The organism is Pusillimonas sp. MFBS29 (assembly GCF_020687695.1).
In the GTDB taxonomy this organism is placed as follows: domain Bacteria; phylum Pseudomonadota; class Gammaproteobacteria; order Burkholderiales; family Burkholderiaceae_B; genus Pusillimonas_C.
Genome location: NZ_JAJEWL010000008.1, coordinates 82,496 through 106,849 on the forward strand (window position 1 = coordinate 82,496; position 24,354 = coordinate 106,849).

Sequence of the window (24,354 nt, forward strand, 5' to 3'; positions counted from 1 at the left end):
ATGAATCAAAATGCCTGCATTCTGCCGGCCATTACCTGAAATGCCTTGACGCTGCCGGCGAATCGAGCTTGATACAGAGCGGACCGGTACCGGCAAACGTAATTTACTGGAGACAACATGCCTCATCCCATTCTGACCGCCGCCAGCCTTGGCATTGCCATGGCCCTGAGCGTTGCCGCACCTGCCCAAGCCGATACCTACCCCGACCACGCCGTTACCCTGATGGTACCTTTCGCCGCCGGCGGCGGTGGTGACACCTTGGGCCGCATCTACGCCGACGCCCTGTCCAAAACGCTAAACCAGACCATTGTGGTAGAGAACCGCCCCGGCGCTGGTGGCAATATTGGTACGGCCTCGGTCACCCGGGCCAAACCCGACGGCTACACGCTGGCCTATGGCACCAATGGCACAGGCGCCATCAATCACTGGATCTACAAGGATCCCGGCTTCACCATCGACGACCTGGAGCCCATCTCGCGCCTGACCACCATTGCTGCCGCGCTGGTGGTTCAGCCCGGCACAAATATCCAGTCGGTCAAGGATCTGATCGCCTACGGCAAGGCAAATCCCGAGCAGCTGACCTGTGGCTCTGCAGGCAATGGCACGACCTCGCACATTGCCTGCGAACTGTTCAAGCAAATGACGGGTGTCAAGATCCTGCATATCCCGTACAAAGGCGGCGCTGCGGCAATGACCGACCTGCTGGGCGGACGGATCGACATGCTGATCGATGTCATGCCCAATCTGGCCGGCCAGATTGCTGCAGGTACTTTGCTGCCTTTGGCCGTAACCACCAAAGAGCGCGCGGATTCCCATCCTGAAATCCCGACGATGGATGAAGCCGGAGTGCCTGGCTACTACTTCTTTGCCTGGGACGCCATTTATGCACCCAAGGGCACGCCGACCGCAACGCTGGACAAGCTGAATGAAGCGGTCAAAGCTGCAGTTGCCCGTCCAGAGACCACCGGGATACTGACCTCGCGCGGCGCAACACCTGCAACGACATCGCGCGAAGAGCTGAAGGCATTTGTGCAAGAAGAATATAAGCGTCTTGGCGAAGTCGTCAAAAAGGCCAGCGTACAAATAGACTAACTGGAGCCGGGCAACCATGTGCATCTCAGGCGCACATGGCCGATAAAAAGGGCGGGTGCGACTTAAAGCGCACCCGCCCTTTTATTTAAGCTTCGCGATTCAGTAGGCCGAGCCAGGCTGGCTGGGGACCGACTCAATATTGTGCTTGAACTGCGCCAGCAAGTCGGTTGCAGCACGTCGCAGCAAGACCGCATCAACCCCGACGGCCACAAACTGTGCGCCGAGCTCCAGGTATTGCTTCGCCAGGGCGATATCTCCTTGCAGAATCCCTGCAGCCTTGCCGGCCTTGCGGATACGCACAATCGCATCAGAAATGGCTGTCTTGACATCCGGATGCCCCGGGTTGCCGGTATGACCCATGCTCGCAGCCAGGTCAGCTGGACCGATGAAGACGCCATCGACGCCTTCTACGGCCAGGATGCCGTCAAGCTCTTGCAGGGCACTGGCCGTTTCTACCTGACAGAGCAGGCAGATTTCGTCGTTGGCTCTCGCAAGATAGTCAGATACGCCGCCCCATCGGGATGCCCGGGCCAACGCAGCACCTACGCCTCGCACGCCCTCAGGCGGGTAACGGACCGCCGCCACGGCAGCACGCGCCTCGTCGGCATTCTGCACCATGGGAATCAGCAGGTTCTGTGCTCCGATATCGAGCAGCCTCTTCAGTTCGACCGGATCATTCCAGGCCGGACGCACCACAGGTGCAACCGGGTAGGCTGCCACCGCCTGCAACTGGCTCAATACGGTCTGTATGGTATTGGGCGCATGCTCGCCGTCGATCAAAAGCCAGTCGTAGCCTACCGTGGCACACAACTCTGCCGTGTATGAACTGGCCAGACCTTGCCAGAGGCCTATCTGGGCCTCGCCATTGCGCAATGCGCGCTTGAATGAGTTCGCAGGATGCTGCATGGTGAACCTTCCGTTTTAATTTAATTAAATAAAGCGACAGTTAATGGTGCCCAGCGCACCATAGTCGGCGCAGAATACATCCCCCTTGCGGGCGAACACCGGACGCGTGAAGGATCCCGAAAGTATCGTCTGCCCCGCTTTCAGGCCAACGCCCACTTGTGCCAGCTTGTTCGCCAGCCATACAACACCGTTGGCCGGGTGATTCAGCACGCCGAAAGCCAGACCGGTTTCTTCAATTATGCCGTTACAGATAAGCCCAGCGCCAATCCAGCGTAGATCCAGCTCATCAACACGCGCCGCGCGGCCTCCGGTAACCACCGCAGCATTGGCTGCATTGTCGGAAATGGTGTCCAGCACCTTGCGTGTAGACTTGGTTTCCGGGTCAACCTGATGGAAGCGGGCATCAATGATTTCCAGGGCCGGCATCACATACTCGGTAGCCCGCAATACGTCGACCAGCGTCACATTCGGTCCTTTCAAATCACTGCCCAACACGAAAGCCAGCTCTACCTCGACACGCGGAACAATAAAGCGATCGAAGGGCAGCTGCGCCCCGTCCGTATAGAACATATCGTCAAGCAGCACACCAAAATCAGGCTCGGAAATATTGGAGGCAAGCTGCATCGCCCGCGAGGTCAGTCCTACCTTATGGCCTCGCACAACACGCCCGTCGTTGATCTTGCGCTTTACCCATGCGTGCTGAATGGCATAGGCGTCATCCATTGTCATTTCGGGGTACTGTAGCGACACCTGTCTGATCTGCTGGCAACTTTTTTCGCTCTCTTCGAGCTGATTTGCGATATCCTGAATTATTATTTGATCCAACACTGACTACTCCTGTTAACTAATTTCAGCTCATGACGCATGTCCAACAACGCCTTCAAACACCGTAACCTGCCGCATTTATTCCTTTCAGCACGCGAAACCCTTATGCAGAGATTTCGCCCGATCCTGAACGATGCGGGGCTTACCGAACAGCAATGGCGGGTTCTGCGTACCCTCCACGAAGAAAAAAATCTCGACGCGGCAACTTTGGCACAACGTGCGCAAGTGCTTGCCCCCAGCCTGACCCGCATGCTGCGGGTACTGGATGAAGCCACGCTCATAGAGCGCCACCCCGATCCGGAGGACTTGCGCAGACAAGTCATACGTCTTAGTGCCAAAGGGCGCAAAACAGTCACCCGCCTGAGCCCCAAAATCGAGGCCGTTTACCGCGAGCTTGAGGCCACCATAGGCCCCAAACTACTTACATCGCTTTATAGCAATGTCGACAACATGATGGACAAGATCAAGAATTCTTGATCCAGATCATGCAGTCGCCAGTGCCTTAGTTCTTATCCCACCATGGCTGCAGATCGATTCCCAGGCCTGGCGTAGGCGGAACCGTCATGAAACCATTCACAATGGGAGGCGGTTCTGCAACATCGTTGCTGAAGAATCGCGCTGTACCCATGCCACAAGGCTCGATCGGTTGTTGCAGCAAGGCAGCGCAGTGCAATGCAAGGTGCAAGCCTATCGACGTTTCCAGGCTGGCAGTCACCACACAACGCGTACCCGAGTCACGCGCCATTCTGATCACTTCAGCCGTTCTATCTGGTCCACCCAAACGTGGCGGCTTGAGAATCAACACCTTCGCTGCCTTCATCTCGATAGCCCGACGCGCATGGAATGGCGAACGGGTAGAGTCGTCAAGCGCAAGTGGAATACTCGTTTTGCTCGACAGCTCAGCATAAGTGCTTAGATCAGTACCCCGAGGAAATGGCTCTTCGATGTAATCGATATTGAACTGCTCCATCGCGTGAATCTGCTCGAGCGCCCAATCCAGATGCCAGGACTCGTTCGGATCGAGTCGAATGCGCAGGTCCGGGAAAGCATTGCGCAGGGCTCTGATTCGCTCAATATCCAGCTCTCGCTCGTCAGTGCATTTAACCTTGACAGTATCCTGCCCGATAGCAATGGCGTCTTTTGCCCTTTGTACGCATACTTCGGGATCAGCATCCCCAATCAAATCATTGACTGGCACGCGATCAGCCGGTGTCGAATCCCCCGCCAAATAACTTGCCAACGTTACGCCTTGCGCTGCAGCCCTTGCACTGAGTACAGCCGAGCTAAGGCCGCACCGTACTCGTGCCGAGACCTCACGCAAGTCCAGCTCCTTGAAGAAACTCTCGTCTGCCGGATCCAGGCCGTTAAGCAAGGCCGCGCAGTGCGCAGCAAAGCTCCAGCCGTCAAAAACAACATGAGGAGGCAAAGCCGCCTCACCCCAACCCACGTGGCCATCAATCTCCGCACGCACGAGGAAGCCACGCCGTACGTACTGTGTGCCCTTGGACCAGCGGTACGGCACCTTCAGATGCTGGTTATAAGGCTTTAATTGCAGACCGTTCATGGTCCCTCTCCTGACTTATAGTTGGTTAATCTCTTTCCAGCAGCACGCTGCGCTCGGGCTTGAATTGCAAGGTGACCTGGCGGCCTATCGGCAGATCTATGTAGGACGGTGAGACGGCACTTAGCTTGGTGTTGCCTGCCGTGGAAAATTCATACTCTGTTTTTTGGCCCACAAACACGCGCCGAATGACCGTTGCCGCCACGCAGTTAACTCCCTGCGAACCCTCAGGCAAGATTTCGACCGCCTCAGGGCGCACCATCACATATCCAGCGCGCTTGCCAAGGGAATGCGGATCACTGACGCTGAAATCTCCCAGAGAGGTTCTGACTCGACCCATCCCGTCTTCGGCACCGAGATGCTCACATTCGAAAACGTCAGCTTTGCCGATGAAGCGGGCAGTGAATAAATGGCGAGGTGTGTGATAAAGCTCGGTGGGTGTACCCTGCTCAACAATCGCGCCTTTATTCATCACGACAATGCGATCAGACATGGCCAGCGCCTCGTCCTGATCGTGCGTCACAAAAACGGTCGTTGTCCTGAGCTTGAGCTGCAGTTCGCGCAACTCACCGCGCATCTGCTCGCGCAGCTTTGCATCCAGGTTGGACAAAGGCTCATCCAGCAGCAATACTTTGCCGTTACGCACGATGGCCCGTGCAAGTGCCACCCGCTGTTGTTGGCCGCCTGACAATTGAGTGGCCGAGCGCGCGGCAAAGTCACCAAGACCCACCATTTCGAGCGCACGGGCGACCTGACTTCGAATTTCGCTCTTGTCCATGCCGGCGCCCTCCAACGGGAACGCCACATTTTCATAAACACTCATGTGCGGCCAAATCGCGTACGACTGGAACACCATGCCCAAATCGCGCTTGTGCGTCGGTACATTGACACCAGACTGACTATTGAAGACATCCTCGCCGTTCAACGATATATGCCCTTTTGTAGGCTCTTCCAGGCCAGCAATACAACGCAGTGTCGTTGTTTTCCCGCAGCCGCTAGGGCCGAGAAATGTACAAAACTCACCCTCTTGAATTTCGAGGCCGATCGACTTTACCGCCTCGACTACTCCGTGCTCGGTCGGGTAATGAACCTGCAAGTCCGCTATACGTAACACTTTTGCCTCTCAATTATCGATTATCAGCTTTACGACCGCCCCACATCTGCCATATGAGCATAGTGAGGAACAGCAATACCACCAGCCACAGTCCCACTGCAGCAGCCTTGTTCGGCTCACCGCCGACCCAGAAATTCCACAACACCACCGGCAGCGTCTGGTTTTCACCGCCTTGCAAGAGCAACGCAGAGGACAGCTCACGTATGCAGTGTGCAATAACCCAGATCCATACAGCCAGAGCTGCAGGCAGGGTAAGCGGCAGAACGACTCGACGCATTACACGTCCCCATGATGCGCCTGAAGTCCTTGCAGCCTCTTCCAGCTCTTTGTGTAGCTGCAACATGACCGAGTTGGTGCTGCGCGTTCCGAAAGGAATATAGGTAGTGATATAGGCGATCACGATGATCCAGACACTGCCGTACACGCTAAGGAACGGCATATTCAGATACACATAGACCAGGGCAACACCTATCATGGTTCCAGGTATCGCTATAGGCAGGAAAGCCAGAAAGTCGACAACTTTTCCGCTCTTGCCCCCCTTGCGCACAACAATCCAGGAAACCAATACCGAAAACAACGCCACCACGGTCGCCGCTACGATGCCTATCAGCAGCGAGTTGCCCAACGCACGCAATGTGAGGGAATTGGTGAAAAAGGCCAGGTGATTGGACCAACTTGCCAGACTGATCGCCTTCATCGAGGGTGGCATCAACCATGGCATCAGGCTGGTCCACCCCAGTATTCCCAGCGGAATAATGGTCGCCAGGCAGAAATAGACAAAAATAGCGCCAAGTACAGGCAGCTTCCAGCGTCCAAGCTTGATCAGACGAGGCCGGAAATTCTTGCCGGTGACGGTAACGAAGCGGCTTGCGTTGCGTGTGAGCCGATGATATGCCCAGGCTTGCAACAACAGAATGACGAGGAAGAAGACCGCTATCGTGCTGATGATGTGGTAAGCCGACATGCCTCCGGCGCTATCCGTGGCCAGGTAAACAATACGGCTGGACAGCACAAAGATATTGACGGGCATGCCCAATGTGCCAGGAACGTCGAACACCAAGAACCCCACCATCAGCATGAAAATGGCGGCAGCCAGCAACGACGGCGACAGCAGCGGCACAAAAATTCGACGAAACAGCTTGTAGCGTCCTGCGCCCGACGCCATGGCGGCCTCTTCAAGACTCGGATCCATGTTCCGAAAGGCGGGGCACAGAATAAGAAAGGTTGAAGGAACCAGAGACAAGGCCTGAACAAAGATCATTCCACCCAGCGAATAAATATTGATGGAAAAATCATCTATGCCGGTTATGTCTCGAATCAAGGTATTGATGAAGCCTATACGAGGGCTCAACAGCAGAATCCAGCCAATCGCCAACAAAAACGGAGGGATGGCCATAGGCAAAGTCAGGCAAATGCGCAAGCCGCGCTTGCCGGGCAGATCAGTACGTTCGACCGCCCAGGCCAAGGCAACACCCAGCACCATCGCCCCCAGCATGGAACCCACTGCAAACTGCACAGTGGTCCACACCATTTTCCAGAACTCTGGGTCACCGTATACAGTAAAGTAATTCCCTATGGTCCAACCGGGATCGAAAGGCAGGCCCGACGGCGTCAGGCTACTAACAATAAGGATCCCGAGGGGAACCAATACAAGATAAGCCAGAACCAAAAGAACGACCAATACAGGCAGGCCGTTCGAGAATCGATTCTGTGCTGCTGAACCAGACTTCATACTGCTAGTATCCTATGGGGAAGGCACGCGACACCATCAAGGCACCGCGCGCATAACTGCGATTAAGGCAGTGTGCAGGCGAGTTCGACTTATCGGGCCTTGGGGCCGTCCGCAAGAATCGCGTTATATTTTTCGTTCAGACCGGCCAACTTCTCCGTGTCGTCGAAAGACCATTCAGCCACTTCTTTCCCTTGCAACATCTTATAAGTTTCCGTGCTGGGTACCAGCGGATTGCCCCGGGACGTTGCACTTTCGTAGATTTTGGCACCCTCATCCGTCATCAACCATAAGGCCAGCAACATGGCTGCATCCGGGTTTACCGACGATTTTGTTATGCCGCTCGAGATAGTGTGCATGGGTGTTGGGTCGAGCAAACGAAAGTTGACTGGCGCACCAGCTTTCAAGACCGGCTGCATTGAATGATAGAAGCCAATCGCTATATCGACCTCGCCGGATGCCACACCTTGTGCCAGAGGGAATGTCGACTTGAAAAGATAGGGCTTCATTGTGACCAGCTCACGGAGCTCTTTCTCGGCCTTTTCCTCGCCCCACTTGCTGGCCAGCTGCGCAAACGCTGCCGCGCGCACCCAACTGCCGATCTTTCCATTCCATTTGGGATCGATAAGCTGGTCCCAGGTTGTGGGGACATCCGCCTCCTTGACCAATCCTGTATTCCATATCTGGACATATACCGAAGCCGTTGTCGGCACTGCGTAAGAAGCAGGAAGAAGTTTCTCCGGCAGGCCCAGATTCTCTGCGCTCAGGTCTTTCAACAGGCCACGATTATGTAGCTGCCACAGGTGATCAGGTCCGCCGGTCAGGACATCTGCGCTTTTTCCCGATGCCTGTTCTTCCTGAATGACCCGTGATGCGAGTTCGTTGCCACCAACCAAGCGCACATACCGAACTTTGACATCGGGATACTCCTTGGCAAACCCTTTCAGTACTTTAGCGATTTGATCCTCAGGAGAGCTCTCATACCATGTGATTTGCTGGCCATTGGCCACGGCCGCTTTTGCCAACCTATCCATAACTTCTGCGCTTTGCGCATGTGCCCCGGTACAGAACCCTGCCGCAGCCATAGCGAGAACAGGTGCCAATGCCTTCAGGCGGGTGCGAAATTTTTTCATGCTTGCCTCCATAATTAGTTAACGCGTGTACTAATATAGCATGCCGCTTTTGCCTGCTCAACAAGCAAGCATCACTCAATAATTCTTTAATTCGTCAGGCGCTTATGGCATGGGCCACGAGTTCGGCCGGACCGATATCCGGAAGGTCTCCACGGCTTTCCCGCTGCTGGCGCAGCTCCTCGATTAATTGGCGCTTGTTCTGCCGGCTGCGATAGGCGTGCTCGCGCATCAGAGCTTCGGCGCGATTGGCCTGACGATTTATCAGCGCCTGCAGAACATCTTCGTGGTCGCTTTGGGCTCGCGCCACGAATGAGGTTTCGAGCCGGGTCGGAACCAGCGGCAAGGTCAGTGAGCCAGGCCCCACGAAGGGCAGCTTGTTGTTATGATCCAGCGCCGAAACCAGGGCGGAGTTACCGCAAGCATCTACCAACACTTCATGAAAGCGCTGGTTCAGCCGCCGCCACGCTTCGGCGTCAACCATGCGACTGTCTGAATTGGTGGCCCGGTCAACCAGCTCGCGTCCCAGACGTACGATTGCCTCCAGCGATGCCTGCACGTCCTGACTCAGTCCGTTCTCGGCAATCAGCCGCACGGCCATGCCTTCGAGCAGTCCTCGAACATCGACGGCATCGGCAATATCAGACATGGAAAACGTGCGCACACGATAGCCGCCCGAACGCATGCGCTCGAGCAGCCCTTCTTTTTCAAGTTCGGCGAAGGCCAAGCGCAGTGGCGTACGCGAAACACCCAGTCGGGCGGCATACCCAAGTTCGGTCAGCCGCTCGCCTGGCTGCGCCTGACCGGACAGAATCAGATCCCGCAGCTCAGATATCACACGATCAGTTTGCACAGCCATATAAGTTCCCCTGGTGAGTTGTCGTTCGAGCCATGCATCACCCAGACTCAAGCGTATTGTATGCAATTTGGTTGAAAACAGAATGATTGCATGCAATAATTTAACCGATTAACTAATTATCGCCTTAATTTCGAGTTATTGTATGCAATATACATACACTCAGCGATCAAGGAAGCAAATGCGTATCGCCCGTTATACACATCAAGGTCAATGCCACTGGGGGCTTACCGACGAGAAGCAGGTTTTTTCCCTGGATGCCCGATGGCCCACGCTCGACCAGGGTCTGGCTCAGGGGACGGACGCCCTGCTGCGCGCAGCCAAGGACGCTGCCGGCACCGGCATACCTGTGGATCAGATCCAGTGGCTGCCCCCTGTCGAGGCCCATTCAAAGATTCTTTGCGTTGGTCTGAACTATGGCCGCCACGTACAAGAGACAGGCAAGTCTCAGGCCGATCACCCTTCCCTCTTTCTGCGCCACCTGGATTCTTTCGTCGGGCATGAGCAGGCTATCGTAAAGCCCGTTCATTCCGGGCAGTTCGACTACGAAGGCGAACTCGTGGTGGTCATCGGACGCGAGGGCCGGCATATTGCACCAGAGCAGGCCATGGACTATGTTGCCGGATATACCTGCATGGCAGAGAACTCCGTGCGTGACTTCCAGAAGCACACCACCCAGGTCACAGCGGGCAAGAACTTTGCGTCCAGCGGTTCAATCGGGCCGTGGATCACGCCCGCCGGCGTTGATCCAGCCACGCTGCAACTGACAACACGCCTGAACGGCCAGACAGTGCAGGATGCAAGCGTTTCGGATCTTATTTTCCCGATTCCCACACTGATTGCATACATCAGCACGTTCTGTGTGCTGCGGCCGGGAGACCTCATCGCTACGGGCACACCCGAAGGGATAGGCTCCAAACGCACCCCACCGCTGTTCATGAAAGAAGGAGACATCCTGGAGGTCTCTGTATCTGGCATGGGTGTATTGCGCACGCCGGTCATTAATGAACAGCTCAGCTCATAAAGGAAACACGATGCACGAAGGAGTTCTCTATCTCACCGAACAGGACGTGGTCTCGGTGCTCGACATGCCCGCAGCCATAGACGCCCTGCAAGGCATGCTTACTGCACAAGGTCACGGCAAAGTGAAGAACGTGCCCAAGGCCCTGGGCACCTGGGGCGATGGCAGCTCGATGCACGCCTTGGGGTCGGTCATGACTGAAGACGGTCAGTGCGGATTCAAGACCTGGGTCTACACCAAGAAGGGTGGCGGCTCCATGTACAGTCTGTTCGACAGCGAGAACGGCCGTCTGCTGGCACTGATAGAGGCCCGTGCCCTGGGTATGATGCGCACGGCAGCCATCAGCGGCGTGGCCACATCGGTTCTGGCCCCCCAGGACAGCCATATTGCCGCGCTGATCGGCACTGGCCCCCAGGCCGTCACTCAGCTTTCCACACTGGCCGCCGTCCGCGAACTGAGCGAGGTTCGTGTCTATAGCCCGACACCTGAAAAACGTCAGGCTTTTGTTGAAAAGCTGGCTTCGCGTTATCCGTTCAAGCTGCGTGCCTGCGACTCTCTCGAGGCGGCAATGGATGGCGCCGAAATTGCGACGACCATTACTCGCGCCACCGATCCATTCCTGACGCCCGCCCACATGACCACCTGCAAACATCTGAATGCGGTCGGAGCTATTCTGGCAACCAAGGCTGAAGTAGACCAGGCAGTCATGCAAAGCGCTGATCTCATCGCTGTCGACGACAAGGAAAATGCCGTGCGAGGCTCACGCGAATTGCGTGAATTGCTGGGCACCGACGGTTCCACCTGGACCGATGTGGCCGTGCTGAGCAATCTGCTTGCCCAAGGCCTGCGTCGCCCTGCCGATGCACAACTGACCATCTTCAAGGGCATGGGCATGGGTATGTCTGACCTGGCTGTTGCGGGTCGCGTCTACGAACGTGCGATCGAGCGGAATCTGGGGATCGCCTTGCCGCCCCAGACTCGCGAGAACCTTCTGCTTAAGTAATACACCAATCATCGTCATACCCGAGGAATAATCATGAGCAATCAAACCCATCAGTTCGTCGATGTAAGCGGCGCAGCCCCACGTGAACAAAACATGTGGCCATCCATTGTGATTCCCAAAGAGGCGATCGAGCTGGAAGCTGCCCGCCTGCAGGATATCGCCAAGCCGGACAATGGTCGACGCGCCAGCATGATCGTTCACCCGCAGGCGGCCAAACCGGGTCTGGGCCTGGCCCCGGGCATTGACGTAACGATCAACGTCCTGAATCCGGGCGAGCGCACCTTCAATCTGCGCAAGAATTCCAATATGGTGGAAATCTGTATCGCAGGCAGTGGCGTTGCCGTCTGTGACGGGAAAAGCACGCGGGTATCGCGCTTTGATGTGTGGAACACACCGTCCATGTCCATCCACAGCTATTACAACGACAGCAATACCCCCTGGGTGCGCCTGTCGTACTCGAACGCACCGCTGCTGGAAAAGCTTGAAGTCCACTACGTGGAAGAATTCGAAGGCGATGTGCCTCCGGCCGATGCCGGTACATCGCTGCCGGCTACACCTGGCCAGTCCGGTCCGCGCGCGCGCGATCTGGCCCTGCGCGAGCAGATTACTGAAGAAGGTGCCTGGCTGCTGGGCTATGAATGGCTGATCGACATCGACGTGATCGAATCCAAATCGCTGCACTGGCCATGGTCCAAGGTTTCCAGCTACCTGCCTTCGGTTGAAGACATCGCCAAGGGCTACAACGGGCGCCGCCTCTTCGTGCTGTACAACCCGGCCACCGAACGCCGCATCGGTACGACACACAGCTTCTTCGCCACCATTTCTTCGTCGCCACCCGACACTCACCACGTTCCTCATCGCCATAGTTCGGCCGCAATGAATTACTACCTGCGCGGACGCGGATACAGCAAAGTCAATGGCGAGCGCCTGGAATGGAAAGAAGGTGACTTGATTCTGTCCGCACCCGGCTGGGCCATGCACTCGCACCACTCCGGCGATCAGGTCACGTCAGCCCTGACGATACAGGACCATCCGCTGCAGATTGCTATGGAATCCCTGATCTGGCAGGAACGTATCAAAGAGCCGATTCTCACGCTGGGTCGTCAAGTCGGTTTTGAAAGCAACCGTGCGCAACTCACCACTGCCGGCTGATCGCCGCTACACAGGAGTCTGAATATGAATGCCGTTCTGGAAGCCGACACCCAAGTGTCCGCATTGCGCACCACCTTGCGCGATTTTTACGATGATTACGGAACCTGTCTGGACGAGTTCAGGCTCGAAGACTGGGTCAATTTCTTTACCGACGATTGCCACTACCGTGTGATTTCCCGGGAGAACATGCAGGCCAATCTGCCCCTGGGCCTGATCTACTGCATGAACAAGAACATGCTGGTCGATCGTGTCACCGCCATACATGAAACCACCATGTACGAGCCCCGCATGCTGCGTCACTTCATCAGTGGCGTACACATCAACAGCATCGAAGGCGACGTCATCAAGTCACAAGCCAATTTCATGATCACCGAAGCGCTGTCCGACCAGGAGCCCACAGTCAATCTGGTCGGCCAATACCAGGATGTAATCGTACGCACCGACAAGGGCCTGCTGCTGCAGCGCCGTGACTGCGTCTACGACAACTATCGCATCCGCAACTCGATGATCGTTCCGGTTTAAGCCCGGACAAGGAGAATTTGAACATGAGCTGTACTCACGAACATACGCCGACCGTCGTCAAGGCACCCATAGTCATCAACCGACGCTGGCCAGAAGAAGGCCATACACGCATCCCGGCCTGGGTCTATACCGACCCCGCCGTCTACCAGAAAGAGATGGACGTGTTCTTCGCCGGCAAGACATGGAACTATGTGGGCCTGGAATGCGAAGTACCCGAAGTCGGCAGCTACAAGCGCCAATGGATAGGTGACCGCCCCGTTATTATGGTGCGCAACGAGCAAGGCGAAATCAATGTCATTGAAAATCGCTGCGCACACAAGGGCGCCCAGATTTGCTGGCAGAACACGGGGACCGTCAAGGACTTTACCTGCCCCTACCACCAGTGGAACTATGACCTGGACGGCAACCTGCAAGGCATTCCGTTTCGTCGTGGCGCCCTGGGCAAGGGCGGCATGCCCAAAGACTTCGATCTGAAGAAATTCGGCATCAATCGCTTGCGCGCCGTAAACCGCGGCGGCTCCATCTGGGCCACCTTCTCTGATGAAGCGCCCAGCTTCGAAGAATATTGCGGTGAAGAGGTGCTGGCCGAGATCGACCACATGCTGCCCGGCAAGAAGCTCAAACTGCTTGGCTACAGCCGCCAGCTGATCCCCAGCAACTGGAAGATGTACCTTGAAAACCTCAAGGATCCTTACCATGCCACCCTGCTCCACTCCTTCTACATTACGTTTGGCCTGTGGCGTGCCGACTCCAAGTCGGAGTGCATCCCTACAGGTGGTGGCGCCCACAGCGTCATGGTTTCACACAACGAAGGCAAGAAGAAGACTGAAGCCACCGCGGAAATGCAACGCTTTCGCGACGACCTGCAAATTCACGACCTGGAGACGGTGACTCCTCGCGCCGAGTTCAACCGTGGTCGCGTCGGTGGTGCCTGGGTTTTCCCCGCAGCACAGTTCGGCATTCAGGCCAACTCGTTGAAGACCCGTCACGTCATTCCACGTGGCCCTGGTGCCCATGAGCTGGTGTTTACGTATTACGGCTATGAAGATGACGATGAGGAAATGACCCGTCTGCGCCTGAAACATGCCAACCTGCTTGGTCCTGCCGGCTTTGTGTCTATGGACGACAGTGAAATGCTCAAACAGGTTCAGACCGGCATCTCGGGTTACCCGGATAGCGTCAGTGTGGTCGAAATGGGTGGTCGCGATACCGAGCCCGCCGATTACATGGTCAGCGAGGTCCTGATCCGCGCCTTCTATCAATATTATCGTGGAGCAATGGGACTATGAGCAGCACAGAGAACTGGATAGCCGTAGGCAGCGTATCCGACATTTCACCCGACACGGGCACCTTGCGTGTCATGGTCGAGGGCGAGGCGGTCTGCCTGTACAAGCTGGACGACACGGTCCATGCAACGCAGGATCGCTGCACGCATGGCCAGGCCAGCCTGGCCGAGGGTTATATTGAAGACGGCCTGATTGAATGCCCCCTGCATCAAGGCTGCTTCGACATTCGCACCGGCGCTGCTGTTACGGCACCGTGCAAGGAACCCATCAGGGTCTACCCGGTGAAGGTCGAGGGCGACACGATTTACGTCGAGGCCAACCCATGACGACCAATCGCGTGGTGATCGTCGGGGCGGGCCAGGCCGGTGGCTGGGCTGCCCGCACCTTGCGCGATGAAGGTTATCAGGGAAGCATCGTACTGGTGGGCGCAGAAACACACGCCCCCTACGAAAGGCCTCCGCTTTCCAAAGAGATTCTGCTTGGGCAAAGCGAACCGGAAGCGCTGACCATTGTTGACCACGCAACGCTGGAATCACTCAATGTCGAAACCCGACTGGGTGCCGAAGCCGTCGCCATCGAGCGCACCACACAGCAAGTGGTGCTGACTGGCGGCGAGCATCTACCATACGATAAGCTCATTCTGTGCACGGGCGGACGCGCTCGCCAGCTTCCCATTCCGGGCATGGATGACGAACGCGTTCATACCCTCAGGTCGCTGGACGATGCGCTGCGCCTGAAACAGGCTCTCACCACCCGGCCAGGCCATGTGCTTGTGATAGGCGGCGGCTGGATAGGCCTGGAAGTTGCCGCCTCTGCCCGACAACTCGGTTGCCCGGTCACCATCGTTGAGTTTGCCGACCGGGTATGCCAGCGCAGTATCACCGCCGACGTATCAGAAGTCCTGCATGATCTGCATACCAGTCAGCAGTCCCGCATTTTGCTTGGCACACAGGTCCTGGCCATCAATGCAGCGGAACAGGGCCTGAGCGCCGAACTTTCAAATGGGCAAACGCTTCAGTGCGACCACGTCATCATGGCTGCAGGCCTGCTCGCCAACGATGAACTGGCCCGCCAGGCCGGCCTGATCTGCAACAACCATGGCATTCAGGTCGACGGACAATGCAGGACCAATGATCCCGCTATCTACGCGGCCGGAGACGTCGCGGTCATGGAAACCGCCGGTGCACCGGGCCTGTCGCGCCTGGAATCCTGGCAAAACGCCCAGGACCAGGGCATGGCCGTTGCACGCTCAATATTGGGCCAGGAAGTCGAATACCGGCCAACGCCCATGTTGTGGTCACAACAGTTCGATCAGTTCATCCAGATTGCAGGACATGTGCACGGCGGAGCCATCACCGCCATGCGTACCATGCCCAACGGCGGCACATTACGCTTCTATCTGACTGCAGATGAGGTAGTCGCAGGCGTCATAGGCATGAATGCAGGTCGTGACTACCGTTTTGCAAAGCAACTGGTCGAGCGTGGGCTGCGGGCTGGAGCGGCCGATCTGGCCGACCCCGGGATCCCGCTGAAACAGCTTGCCGCAACAAACCTGGTCGCCTGACCGTTAACAAAAAGATCTTCAAGGTATCTATGTCGACTTCAATACCGTACAGCCAATGCGCGCAAGCCATAGCCCGCTTCTACCTTAACCTGGACCAGGGCGATACCGACGAATTGCTTGCCTGCGTGGCACCCGACACCGTATGGCTAAGGCAGGGCAAGACACTGACTGGCCCGGACCAGATTCGTGCCGCCCTGGCCGAGCGCAATCCCGATCGCATTACGTCGCATCAGTGCAGCAATCTGCACGTCACCATGGAAGATGCTACAACGGCATCTGCTGTGTATTATCTGACGGTATACGACAACCAGCACCCGTCGGGCGGTTTGCAGCTGAAAACCATACTGCGCAGCGAAGACACTTTTTCACTGCGTGATGATAGCTGGGTGCTGACGCACAAACGCAGCAAGAAGCACCTATAGCCGCCTGCCAGGCCTGAAACTTTCCGGAGAAAAATGACTACGCAACCCAAACTCTACGTCGCCTGCAATTTTCCCCCGGAAGTCCTGGACTTTTTCACCAGTCAGTTCGATGCGGCCTATAACGACATGGGCCGAGTACTGAGCACCGACGAACTGATCGAGCACGCCCAAGGCGCAGACGTTGTCGTACTGACCGCAACCGACCCACTGGACCAGGCAGCAGTCGCAAGACTACCTGCATCCGTCAAAGTGGTGTGTACCTATTCCGTTGGCAACAACCATCTGGATCTTGATGCCCTGGAGGCCCGGGGCATTGCCGTATTCAGTACACCGGGAGTGCTTGACGAAGCTTGCGCCGATGCCGCCTGGCTGCTCATGCTGGGCGCCGCAAGGCGTGTAATCGAAGGTATAGAGCTCATCCGCGAAGGCACCTGGCAGGGCTGGAGCCCAAGGCAACTGATTGGACGTGAAGTATGGGGCAGCCGGCTGGGCATACTTGGCATGGGTCGCATAGGCCGTGCAATCGCCCGACGCGCTCGCGGCTTCGACATGACGGTTCACTACCATAACCGCAACCGGCTTGGGCCCGAACTTGAGTCTGGCGCACAATATCATTCCACCCTGGAAAGCCTTGCACGGGAAAGCGACTTCCTGTGCATCGCCTGCCCTGCCAGTCCTTCCACCCAAGGGCTGGTCAACAGAGAGATTCTGCAGCTTCTGCCGCCCAATGCCGTTGTGTGCAATATTTCGCGCGGCGATATCGTTTGCGATGAAGACCTGGTGCATGCGCTGGAAACCGGCGTGGTGGCGGCAGCCGGCCTGGATGTATTTGCCGGCGAACCCGACATACACCCCGCCTACCGGCAGCTGCCCAATGTATTTGGCCTGCCGCACATAGGCAGCAGCACCCTGCGCACACGATTGGCCATGGCTGAACTATTGTGCTCCAGCATCAAAGCGCACTATTCCGGCGAAACGCCCGAAAATCGCATACGCTGAACGCCAGGAACAAGGCGTCCGGCAGAGCGCCTTGCACCATTTCCTTACATCGTTAAAAACCGTGAAATATGGCGCAATGTTATGATTATTAAAGAAAATTACGGCGCCGCATATTTCCAGTCCAATGAATAGCAAGCAAAAATCACTTTTTCCTGCCCGAGGATTCCCCTCTTTTTCGCTGCAACGCAACATCTCCCGACCCATTCTAAGCATGGTGCTGACGTGTTGTCTGGCGATCCCTGCGGTTGCGCTTGCCAACACTTTGAAGCCGTTGCAGGACGGCGTATTTTCCAATCCCATTACACTGAAACAGTGGCCCGAAAACCAGATAGCACCCATTCCGCAACTGGAGCAGCTGGGCGATCAGCGTATACAGGCACTGATAGAAGAGGCTGCCAAACAGGCACAGGCCAATTATCTTGCAGCCAAATTCCGGCAGAATCCGAAGTCACTACGCGAGTATGTGGACCTTGCCTGGGCCGAAGCGGCAAAACGCGATGGCATTGAACCCGAGCTGCTGATTGCCATCATGCAGAAAGAAAGCGGTTTTCGCCCTAAGGTGCAAAGTCGTTATGGCGCCCAAGGCCTGATGCAGGTCGTACGCCGCTGGCATCGTGAAAAGCTGCACTCTTCGGAATCGCTGTTCGACCCCAAGGTGAATGTGCGCGTAGGCACCGATGTTCTGGAAGAATATCTTGAATCAGCCAACGGCAGCCTGCCCAAGGCCCTGCGCAAGTACTCAGGCAATGCGCGCGGTTACACCAACAAGATTCTTAAAGAGTCACGCAAGCTGGCCCAGCTTGCCGACCAGGCCAACTTGAATGCAACCATGGCACAGGCGTCAGCCGCTGCAGAAGCGGGCTGACGCCATTCAAGGCATTTAGCCGCAAGCGCCTATCGCACCACACACCGTGCAGAACTCGCAGCCGTCTTTCTTGATGACGGCATGGTTACCGCATTCATTGCAGCGCTTGCCCTGCATGGGCTCAACAGCAACCGCCTGACTGGCGGGCTCGGCGGCCACCACGCCCATGGCCTTGATGGGCATGCCCTCTTCGGTCAGCAGACCCAGCATGGCATAACGATGTATGACCAGTTGCGCCACGTACGCCACGGTTGACGGGTAATTGGCCTGCTTTTCGCTGCCCGGCACACGCGCCAGGAAATCACCACGCGGCTCGGCGTAGTTCAGCAGCTTGCGCAGTTTCATGCCTATCCAGGCCGGGTCAACCACACGCATATCAAGGCTAAGCAGCTTGCACAAGCCGTCGAGTGCGCGCGGGTGCCCGCCCGTCAGCCACATGCTGTAAGGACGACGGCTGCCATCAGGCATCTGCAATTCCTTGAGCATCAGCACGAAGTCGTCGTCCGTGGACGGGTTGCGCACGTCGGCGACCCAGGCCAGGGTACCGTCGGTGCCCGTTTTGGGTTCATGGGGTGCGAACAAGGCGTTAAGCACCGGCGACGGGTCGTTTTCGCGCTCGTCGAGCGCGCCCAGATCGTTATAGCGCCACTCGACCAGTCGTGCCAAGGCTGCAGTTGCGCTGGGCACCTGCACCCGATCGCCATTGGGAGGCATGGGCATCTGGAAGCCGTCGCCATAAGCGTGGGCCAGCACAGACAGCTTCTTGCGCAACCAGCCCCTGTCATTGGCCCGCATATCGGTGGACAGTGTTTTGGCAATGGCGTCGAGGCCGCGCGGAGGCTGCCCGCCCAGCACCCAGACCTCAAAGGGTACGCGATCCTTGTCGGCCACCACGACGGCGAATTCGCCCTGCGGGGTCTGTATGGTTTCGCTGACCCAGCCCGACGCGCCGGAGGGCAGGCCTGGCCGCGACGGCCAGCGCAGGGAGGCGAGCGGCGGCGAGTTCGCAACCTTGGTCAGGACCAGGCGCTTGTCTTGTTCGGACAGAGTGATGGGCTGTGGTGCGCCCTCGGGTTCATTGGACACCGACAGCACCGCTCCCAGAATGTTGTTGGGCCGGTAAGTGGTGATGCCTTTCAGGCCTTTATGCCAGGCCTGCATATACAGGTCTTTGAAGTCGTCGTAGGGGTAATCGGCCGGAACGTTCACGGTTTTGGAAATGGCCGCATCGACATAGGGTGCCACGGCGGCAACCATCAGCATGTGATCGATGGCGGAAATTTCCAGTGCCGACACGAACGCTTCGGGCAAGGCCTCGACGTCTCCGCCCATGGCGCGATAGACACGGTAAGCGTGGTCTTCGACCGTATAGTCTTTCTTGCTGCCGTCGGGCATGCGCTTGCTGCGCTTGTAGAACCAGGAAAACGCCGGCTCAATGCCATTGGACGCGTTGTCGGCGAAAGCCAGCGAGATGGTTCCGGTAGGCGCGATGGAAGTCAGGTGGGAATTGCGTATGCCGTGCTCGCGGATGGCCTGCTTGATCTGTTCGGGAAGGCGCTGGGCGAACTCGCTGCGCAGGTATTCCTCGGCCTGCAGCTTGGGGAAAGCGCCCCGTTCCTGGGCCAGCTCTATGGACGCTTCGTAGGCAGCGTCACGCATCTGGCGAGCAAACTCGCCAGCCAGTTCACGCCCTTGCTCGGTGTCGTAGCGTACGCCCAGCATGATCAGGGTATCACCCAGGCCGGTAAAACCCAGGCCCAGACGACGTTTGTCATCGGCCTCACGGCGCTGCTCTTCAAGAGGCCATTTGGTGGCAATCAGCACGTTATCGAGCATGCGCACCGCCAGCTTGGTGGCCTTGCGCATTTTTTCGAAGTCGAATGCCGCGGTTTCGCTGAATGGCGAGGTAACGTAGGCCGCCAGGTTCAGGCTGCCCAGGCAGCAGCAACCATAGTCGGGCAATGGCTGCTCACCGCAAGGATTGGTGGATTCGATCTCTTCGCAGTAAGCAAGGTTATTTTCCTGATTGATACGGTCGAGGTACAGCACGCCTGGCTCTGCCGCAGCATAGGTGCTCTGCATGATCAGGTTCCAGACCTCCTGGGCGCGCACCGATTTGTATACCCACTGGCCGTCGTCGCGTAGATAGGCTCCGGCGTCTTTAAGTTCCTGCGTGGGCTCGGCCACATGCGACAGCTCGAACATGCCGTCAGTTTCGACAGCCTGCATGAAGGCGTCGGTTACCCCGACCGAGACGTTGAAGTTGTTCAGCTGGCCACGCTCTTGCTTGGCCGTGATGAACTCCATGATGTCGGGGTGGGTAACATTAAGGACAGCCATTTGGGCGCCACGGCGAGCACCGGCGGATTCGACGGTTTCGCAGGAGCGATCGAAGACGCGCATGTAGGAAATGGGCCCCGATGCACTGCTGCCCGTGCCTTTGACACGCGCTCCGCGCGGGCGGATGGCGGAAAAGTTGTAGCCCACGCCACCGCCGCGGCGCATGGTTTCGGCCGCTTGCGCCAGCGCCGTATAAATACCCGGCTTGCCGTCGGCGTCTTCGGTGATCGAGTCGCCCACGGGTTGCACAAAACAGTTGATCAGGGTGCTTTGCAGATCAGTGCCGGCGGCGCTGTTGACCCGACCGGCCGGAATGAAGCCATTGTCCATGGCCCACAGGAACTCTTCAGCGTAGCGTTTACGCTGCTTGGCAGGTTCTACCTGCGCCAGAGCCTGGGCCACGCGGGCCCGCACTTGTCCAATATTGGTTTCGTCCCCTTTGGCGTATTTTTCTATGAGGACTTCAGTGGAAATAAGTTGCGGTTCCGCCAACGCAATGGCGGCGCTTTCCAATTGTTGCATGATATTTCCTAGGTACTTTTGGATGTTCTTTGATGGTGTTTACGACGATATCATAACCAACTCACCGTGCCTTTGATCCATATCCAGGATAGCAGCATGGTTCCCCCGACCGGACCCTTCCTGCAATATCAATATAGGCAGCTGATCACCGACATGCGTGGCTTGAAGTCGTCGAACAGGCCCTGAATAATCTCCTGCCTTGCCCTGCACCGCACAAAACCTGAGGCGGTGGCAGAAATGGCACGAACCCCTCCTGAAGCCATGGCTTTTTACAGTTTGCCGTCTTATACTCGCACCCATAACAGGGGCATTCACTCTAGCCTCCAAAATTTTGTATCGACTTTGTTTCAATCACCTGGGGGACGGCATGGTAAACATGAACCGGCGTCAATTCTTCAAGGTGACAGGTACTACACTGGCCAGTTCCAGCCTTACGTTGCTGGGTGCGGCGCCAACTCCGGCCATGGCCGAGGTTCGCCAATACAAGCTGGCGCGCATGACTGAAACGCGCAATACCTGTCCTTACTGTTCTGTAGCATGCGGCGTACTTCTGTACGGCCTGGGCGATGGCGCGAAGAACGCCGAACCCAGCATCATGCACATCGAGGGCGATCCCGATCACCCCGTGAATCGCGGAACGCTCTGTCCCAAGGGCGCGGCACTCACCGATTTCATCAACAGCCCCAACCGGCTGAAATATCCCGAGTATCGCGCCCCCGGCTCCGACAAGTGGGAACGCATGTCATGGGACGACGCCCTTGACCGTATCGCCCGTCATCTGAAAGATGACCGCGACGCCAACTTCATCGAGCGCAACGAGCAGGGTCAGCTGGTTAACCGCTGGCTCACCACCGGCATGCTGGCGGCATCGGCCAGCTCCAACGAAGTTGCTTACGTTACGCACAAAGTATTCCGCAGTCTTGGCGCACTAGCATTCGACAACCAGGCACGTGTCTGACACGGCCCGACGGTGGCAGGTCTTGCCCCGACGTTTGGCCGTGGAGCGATGACGAACCATTGGGTCGACATCAAGAACGCGGATATAGTACTTATCATGGGCGGCAACGCAGCCGAGGCTCACCCCTGCGGGTTCAAATGGGTCACGGAAGCCAAGGCGCACAATAAAGCCAAGCTGGTCGTGGTCGATCCGCGCTTTACGCGCTCGGCATCGGTCGCCGATTACTACGCACCCATCCGAACCGGTACAGACATCGTCTTCCTGGGCGGGGTCATACGCTATCTGCTGGAAAACGACAAAATCCAGCACGAATACGTACGGAACTACACCGACCTGCCGTTTATTGTTCGCGAAGACTTCAACTTCGAGGACGGCCTGTACTCGGGCTACAACGAGGAAACGCGCAAGTACGACAAGTCCAGCTGGGATTACGAGATGGGCGACGACGGCTACGCCAAGGTCGACCGTACCCTGCAGCACCCACGCTCCGTGTACCAGTTGCTCAAGAAGCACTACGAGCGCTATACGCCCGAAATGGTGGAAAATGTCTGCGGTACACCGCGAGACAAATTCCTTAAGGTCTGCGAGATGCTTGCCTCGACGGCAAGTCCGAATCGCGCGGGCACCATTTTGTACGCACTGGGCTGGACGCAACACTCCATCGGGTCGCAAATCATTCGCACCGGCGCCATGATGCAGTTGCTGCTGGGCAATATTGGTATTCCGGGCGGCGGTATGAACGCGCTGCGCGGGCACTCCAATATTCAGGGTCTGACCGACCTGGGCCTCATGTCCAATCTGTTGCCGGGCTACCTGACCTTGCCGTCAGATGGCGAGCAGTCCTATGCAGACTACATCAGCCGCCGTACGCAGCTGCCGCTGCGGCCCAACCAGCTTAGCTATTGGCGCAACTACAGCAAGTTCCACGTCAGTCTGATGAAGGCCTGGTGGGGCGACGCCGCTACCGCCGAAAACAATTGGGCTTACGACTACCTGCCCAAAATGGACAGGCCGTACGACATGCTGCAGGTGTACGAGCTCATGCACCAGGGCAAAATGACGGGCTATATCTGCCAGGGCTTCAACCCGCTGGCGGCCGCCCCCTACAAGCGCAAGCTGCTCGAGGCCTTCTCCAAGCTCAAGTTCATGATCATCATGGACCCCTTGGTCACTGAAACCTCGGAATTCTGGCGCAATGTGGGCGAGCACAACGATGTGGACTCTTCAAAGATCCAGACCGAGGTCTTCCGTCTGCCTACCACTTGTTTTGCCGAGGAAGAAGGCACGCTGGTGAACTCCGGGCGCTGGCTGCAATGGCACTGGAAAGGCGCCGAGCCTCCGGGTGAAGGGAAAAGCGACATTGAAATCATGGCGCTTATCTACCAGCGCCTGCTGGCTCTGTACAAGAAAGAGGGTGGCGCCTATCCAGATCCCATCGTCAACCTGTACTGGCCCTACGCCACACCAGACAACCCCCATGCCCACGAACTGGCCAAGGAAATTAACGGCCGTGCGCTTGCCGACCTTGTCGACAACGCCAGCCCATCCAGTCCGGCCAAAGTGCTGCGCAAGGCGGGCGAGCAGCTGTCGGGCTTTGGCGAACTGCGCGACGACGGCACAACCATAAGCGGATGCTGGCTATACACCGGCAGCTGGACATCAGCCGGCAACCAAATGGCCCGACGCGACAACAGCGACCCAACCGGCATAGGCCAGACCCTGAATTGGGCCTGGTGCTGGCCGGCCAACCGCCGCATCATGTACAACCGTGCCTCATGCGACGCCGACGGCCAGCCGTTTGATCCGGGCCGCGCCCTTATCCGCTGGAATGGCAAGGCCTGGGTGGGTGCCGACGTACCCGACTTCAAGCTTGATGAAAACCCGGCCGACGGCATGGGGCCCTTCATCATGAACCCCGAAGGCGTGGCCCGATTCTTTGCCCGCAAAGGCATGGCCGAAGGGCCGTTCCCGGTGCACTATGAACCGTTCGAAACGCCGGTGGGCTACAACCCGCTGTTCCCCGACAACAAGTTGGCGGTCAGCAACCCTGCCGCGCGTATCTTCGACCAGGATCTGGCCGCCATGGGCAAGGTTGCCGACTTCCCTTATGTGGGCACCACTTATCGCCTGACCGAGCACTTCCATTACTGGACCAAGCACGTCAAGCTCAATGCCATTCTGCAGCCCGAGCAATTTGTTGAAATCGGCGATGCACTGGCTGGCGAACTTGGCATCGCGCATGGCGATCGTGTCAAGGTATCGTCCAACCGGGGCTATATCAAGGCAGTGGCTGTTGTCACCAAGCGCATCAAGGCACTAACGGTAGAAGGCAAAACCGTACACCAGGTGGGCATTCCCTTGCACTGGGGCTTTGTCGGTCTGGCCAAGCCGGGCTTCCTGGCCAATACACTGACGCCGCCCGTGGGCGACGGCAACTCGTATACGCCTGAGTCCAAGTCATTCCTGGTCAAGGTCGAAAAGGTATAG

At 57.3% G+C, this 24,354-nt stretch carries 21 protein-coding genes; 13 read left to right on the forward strand and 8 right to left on the reverse strand.

The window, feature by feature from the left end:
- The first annotated feature begins 117 nt into the window (after window positions 1-117).
- A complete protein-coding gene (locus LKR43_RS12710) occupies window positions 118-1,092 on the forward strand; it encodes a tripartite tricarboxylate transporter substrate binding protein (protein WP_227684440.1) in 975 nt (324 codons plus the stop codon).
- 99 nt (window positions 1,093-1,191) lie between these two features.
- Here the strand turns inward: LKR43_RS12710 and hpaI are convergent, their stop codons facing one another.
- A complete protein-coding gene (gene hpaI / locus LKR43_RS12715; RefSeq protein ID WP_227684441.1) occupies window positions 1,192-1,998 on the reverse strand; it encodes a 4-hydroxy-2-oxoheptanedioate aldolase in 807 nt (268 codons plus the stop codon).
- A gap of 24 nt (window positions 1,999-2,022) precedes the next feature.
- Window positions 2,023-2,826, reverse strand: a complete 804-nt coding sequence (gene hpaH / locus LKR43_RS12720) for a 2-oxo-hept-4-ene-1,7-dioate hydratase (RefSeq protein ID WP_227684442.1) — start codon at window positions 2,824-2,826, stop codon at window positions 2,023-2,025.
- A 36-nt stretch (window positions 2,827-2,862) separates the two neighbouring features.
- Between hpaH and hpaR the strand changes: the two genes are divergently transcribed.
- The gene (gene hpaR, locus LKR43_RS12725) at window positions 2,863-3,300 is read left to right on the forward strand and encodes a homoprotocatechuate degradation operon regulator HpaR (RefSeq protein WP_227684443.1); all 438 of its coding nucleotides are present in this window, start codon (window positions 2,863-2,865) and stop codon (window positions 3,298-3,300) included.
- A 25-nt stretch (window positions 3,301-3,325) separates the two neighbouring features.
- Here the strand turns inward: hpaR and LKR43_RS12730 are convergent, their stop codons facing one another.
- From LKR43_RS12730 to LKR43_RS12750, 5 genes are all read right to left on the reverse strand, one after another.
- Window positions 3,326-4,387 carry a mandelate racemase/muconate lactonizing enzyme family protein gene (locus LKR43_RS12730; RefSeq protein ID WP_227684444.1) on the reverse strand — a complete coding sequence of 354 codons (1,062 nt, stop codon included), beginning with the start codon at window positions 4,385-4,387 and terminating at the stop codon, window positions 3,326-3,328.
- A gap of 25 nt (window positions 4,388-4,412) precedes the next feature.
- Window positions 4,413-5,498 (reverse strand): ABC transporter ATP-binding protein, encoded by a 1,086-nt coding sequence (locus LKR43_RS12735; RefSeq protein WP_227684445.1) that lies wholly within the window; start codon window positions 5,496-5,498, stop codon window positions 4,413-4,415.
- Window positions 5,499-5,511: 13 nt separating this feature from the next.
- The gene (locus tag LKR43_RS12740) at window positions 5,512-7,230 is read right to left on the reverse strand and encodes an iron ABC transporter permease (protein WP_227684446.1); all 1,719 of its coding nucleotides are present in this window, start codon (window positions 7,228-7,230) and stop codon (window positions 5,512-5,514) included.
- Window positions 7,231-7,319: 89 nt separating this feature from the next.
- The gene (locus tag LKR43_RS12745; RefSeq protein WP_227684447.1) at window positions 7,320-8,360 is read right to left on the reverse strand and encodes an ABC transporter substrate-binding protein; all 1,041 of its coding nucleotides are present in this window, start codon (window positions 8,358-8,360) and stop codon (window positions 7,320-7,322) included.
- A 94-nt stretch (window positions 8,361-8,454) separates the two neighbouring features.
- On the reverse strand, window positions 8,455-9,216 hold the full coding sequence (locus tag LKR43_RS12750) for a GntR family transcriptional regulator (protein WP_227684448.1): 762 nt from the start codon (window positions 9,214-9,216) through the stop codon (window positions 8,455-8,457).
- Window positions 9,217-9,394: 178 nt separating this feature from the next.
- On the opposite strand from LKR43_RS12750, the gene LKR43_RS12755 reads away from it, so the two are divergent.
- The 10 genes from LKR43_RS12755 (at window position 9,395) to LKR43_RS12800 (ending at window position 18,047) form a co-directional block, all read left to right on the forward strand.
- Complete coding sequence (locus LKR43_RS12755) at window positions 9,395-10,237, forward strand: fumarylacetoacetate hydrolase family protein (RefSeq protein WP_227684449.1); 843 nt, start codon at window positions 9,395-9,397, stop codon at window positions 10,235-10,237.
- A 10-nt stretch (window positions 10,238-10,247) separates the two neighbouring features.
- On the forward strand, window positions 10,248-11,237 hold the full coding sequence (locus LKR43_RS12760) for an ornithine cyclodeaminase family protein (protein WP_227684450.1): 990 nt from the start codon (window positions 10,248-10,250) through the stop codon (window positions 11,235-11,237).
- Window positions 11,238-11,270: 33 nt separating this feature from the next.
- Entirely contained in the window at window positions 11,271-12,389 is a 1,119-nt protein-coding gene (locus LKR43_RS12765; protein WP_227684451.1) for a cupin domain-containing protein, read from the forward strand.
- Window positions 12,390-12,413: 24 nt separating this feature from the next.
- On the forward strand, window positions 12,414-12,911 hold the full coding sequence (locus tag LKR43_RS12770) for an aromatic-ring-hydroxylating dioxygenase subunit beta (RefSeq protein WP_227684452.1): 498 nt from the start codon (window positions 12,414-12,416) through the stop codon (window positions 12,909-12,911).
- 23 nt (window positions 12,912-12,934) lie between these two features.
- Window positions 12,935-14,200 (forward strand): aromatic ring-hydroxylating dioxygenase subunit alpha, encoded by a 1,266-nt coding sequence (locus tag LKR43_RS12775; RefSeq protein ID WP_227684453.1) that lies wholly within the window; start codon window positions 12,935-12,937, stop codon window positions 14,198-14,200.
- Entirely contained in the window at window positions 14,197-14,523 is a 327-nt protein-coding gene (locus LKR43_RS12780) for a non-heme iron oxygenase ferredoxin subunit (protein WP_227684454.1), read from the forward strand. Before LKR43_RS12775 ends, LKR43_RS12780 begins: the two co-directional genes overlap by 4 nt.
- On the forward strand, window positions 14,520-15,761 hold the full coding sequence (locus LKR43_RS12785) for an NAD(P)/FAD-dependent oxidoreductase (RefSeq protein ID WP_227684455.1): 1,242 nt from the start codon (window positions 14,520-14,522) through the stop codon (window positions 15,759-15,761). Before LKR43_RS12780 ends, LKR43_RS12785 begins: the two co-directional genes overlap by 4 nt.
- 29 nt (window positions 15,762-15,790) lie before the next feature.
- Window positions 15,791-16,183 carry a nuclear transport factor 2 family protein gene (locus LKR43_RS12790; protein ID WP_227684456.1) on the forward strand — a complete coding sequence of 131 codons (393 nt, stop codon included), beginning with the start codon at window positions 15,791-15,793 and terminating at the stop codon, window positions 16,181-16,183.
- A gap of 33 nt (window positions 16,184-16,216) precedes the next feature.
- Window positions 16,217-17,182 carry a D-glycerate dehydrogenase gene (locus LKR43_RS12795; protein WP_227684457.1) on the forward strand — a complete coding sequence of 322 codons (966 nt, stop codon included), beginning with the start codon at window positions 16,217-16,219 and terminating at the stop codon, window positions 17,180-17,182.
- Between the two features lie 124 nt (window positions 17,183-17,306).
- Entirely contained in the window at window positions 17,307-18,047 is a 741-nt protein-coding gene (locus LKR43_RS12800; RefSeq protein WP_227684458.1) for a transglycosylase SLT domain-containing protein, read from the forward strand.
- A 15-nt stretch (window positions 18,048-18,062) separates the two neighbouring features.
- On the opposite strand, the gene LKR43_RS12805 is transcribed toward LKR43_RS12800, so the two are convergent.
- Window positions 18,063-20,909 (reverse strand): adenosylcobalamin-dependent ribonucleoside-diphosphate reductase, encoded by a 2,847-nt coding sequence (locus LKR43_RS12805; protein WP_227684459.1) that lies wholly within the window; start codon window positions 20,907-20,909, stop codon window positions 18,063-18,065.
- Window positions 20,910-21,276: 367 nt separating this feature from the next.
- Between LKR43_RS12805 and fdnG the strand changes: the two genes are divergently transcribed.
- Window positions 21,277-24,354, forward strand: coding sequence for a formate dehydrogenase-N subunit alpha (gene fdnG / locus LKR43_RS12810; RefSeq protein WP_227684460.1), 3,078 nt, complete (start codon window positions 21,277-21,279; stop codon window positions 24,352-24,354).

What these genes read in the sequence shown, in the direction of transcription:
- LKR43_RS12800 (WP_227684458.1), top strand. Translation starts at nt 17,307, where the DNA reads ATGAATAGCAAGCAAAAATCACTTTTTCCTGCCCGAGGATTCCCCTCT.
- hpaI (WP_227684441.1), bottom strand. Translation starts at nt 1,998, where the DNA reads ATGCAGCATCCTGCGAACTCATTCAAGCGCGCATTGCGCAATGGCGAG.
- LKR43_RS12755 (WP_227684449.1), top strand. Translation starts at nt 9,395, where the DNA reads ATGCGTATCGCCCGTTATACACATCAAGGTCAATGCCACTGGGGGCTT.
- LKR43_RS12780 (WP_227684454.1), top strand. Translation starts at nt 14,197, where the DNA reads ATGAGCAGCACAGAGAACTGGATAGCCGTAGGCAGCGTATCCGACATT.
- LKR43_RS12750 (WP_227684448.1), bottom strand. Translation starts at nt 9,216, where the DNA reads ATGGCTGTGCAAACTGATCGTGTGATATCTGAGCTGCGGGATCTGATT.
- LKR43_RS12730 (WP_227684444.1), bottom strand. Translation starts at nt 4,387, where the DNA reads ATGAACGGTCTGCAATTAAAGCCTTATAACCAGCATCTGAAGGTGCCG.
- LKR43_RS12710 (WP_227684440.1), top strand. Translation starts at nt 118, where the DNA reads ATGCCTCATCCCATTCTGACCGCCGCCAGCCTTGGCATTGCCATGGCC.
- LKR43_RS12790 (WP_227684456.1), top strand. Translation starts at nt 15,791, where the DNA reads ATGTCGACTTCAATACCGTACAGCCAATGCGCGCAAGCCATAGCCCGC.
- hpaR (WP_227684443.1), top strand. Translation starts at nt 2,863, where the DNA reads ATGTCCAACAACGCCTTCAAACACCGTAACCTGCCGCATTTATTCCTT.
- LKR43_RS12745 (WP_227684447.1), bottom strand. Translation starts at nt 8,360, where the DNA reads ATGAAAAAATTTCGCACCCGCCTGAAGGCATTGGCACCTGTTCTCGCT.
- LKR43_RS12785 (WP_227684455.1), top strand. Translation starts at nt 14,520, where the DNA reads ATGACGACCAATCGCGTGGTGATCGTCGGGGCGGGCCAGGCCGGTGGC.
- LKR43_RS12760 (WP_227684450.1), top strand. Translation starts at nt 10,248, where the DNA reads ATGCACGAAGGAGTTCTCTATCTCACCGAACAGGACGTGGTCTCGGTG.
- LKR43_RS12770 (WP_227684452.1), top strand. Translation starts at nt 12,414, where the DNA reads ATGAATGCCGTTCTGGAAGCCGACACCCAAGTGTCCGCATTGCGCACC.
- LKR43_RS12775 (WP_227684453.1), top strand. Translation starts at nt 12,935, where the DNA reads ATGAGCTGTACTCACGAACATACGCCGACCGTCGTCAAGGCACCCATA.
- LKR43_RS12795 (WP_227684457.1), top strand. Translation starts at nt 16,217, where the DNA reads ATGACTACGCAACCCAAACTCTACGTCGCCTGCAATTTTCCCCCGGAA.
- LKR43_RS12805 (WP_227684459.1), bottom strand. Translation starts at nt 20,909, where the DNA reads ATGCAACAATTGGAAAGCGCCGCCATTGCGTTGGCGGAACCGCAACTT.
- LKR43_RS12740 (WP_227684446.1), bottom strand. Translation starts at nt 7,230, where the DNA reads ATGAAGTCTGGTTCAGCAGCACAGAATCGATTCTCGAACGGCCTGCCT.
- LKR43_RS12765 (WP_227684451.1), top strand. Translation starts at nt 11,271, where the DNA reads ATGAGCAATCAAACCCATCAGTTCGTCGATGTAAGCGGCGCAGCCCCA.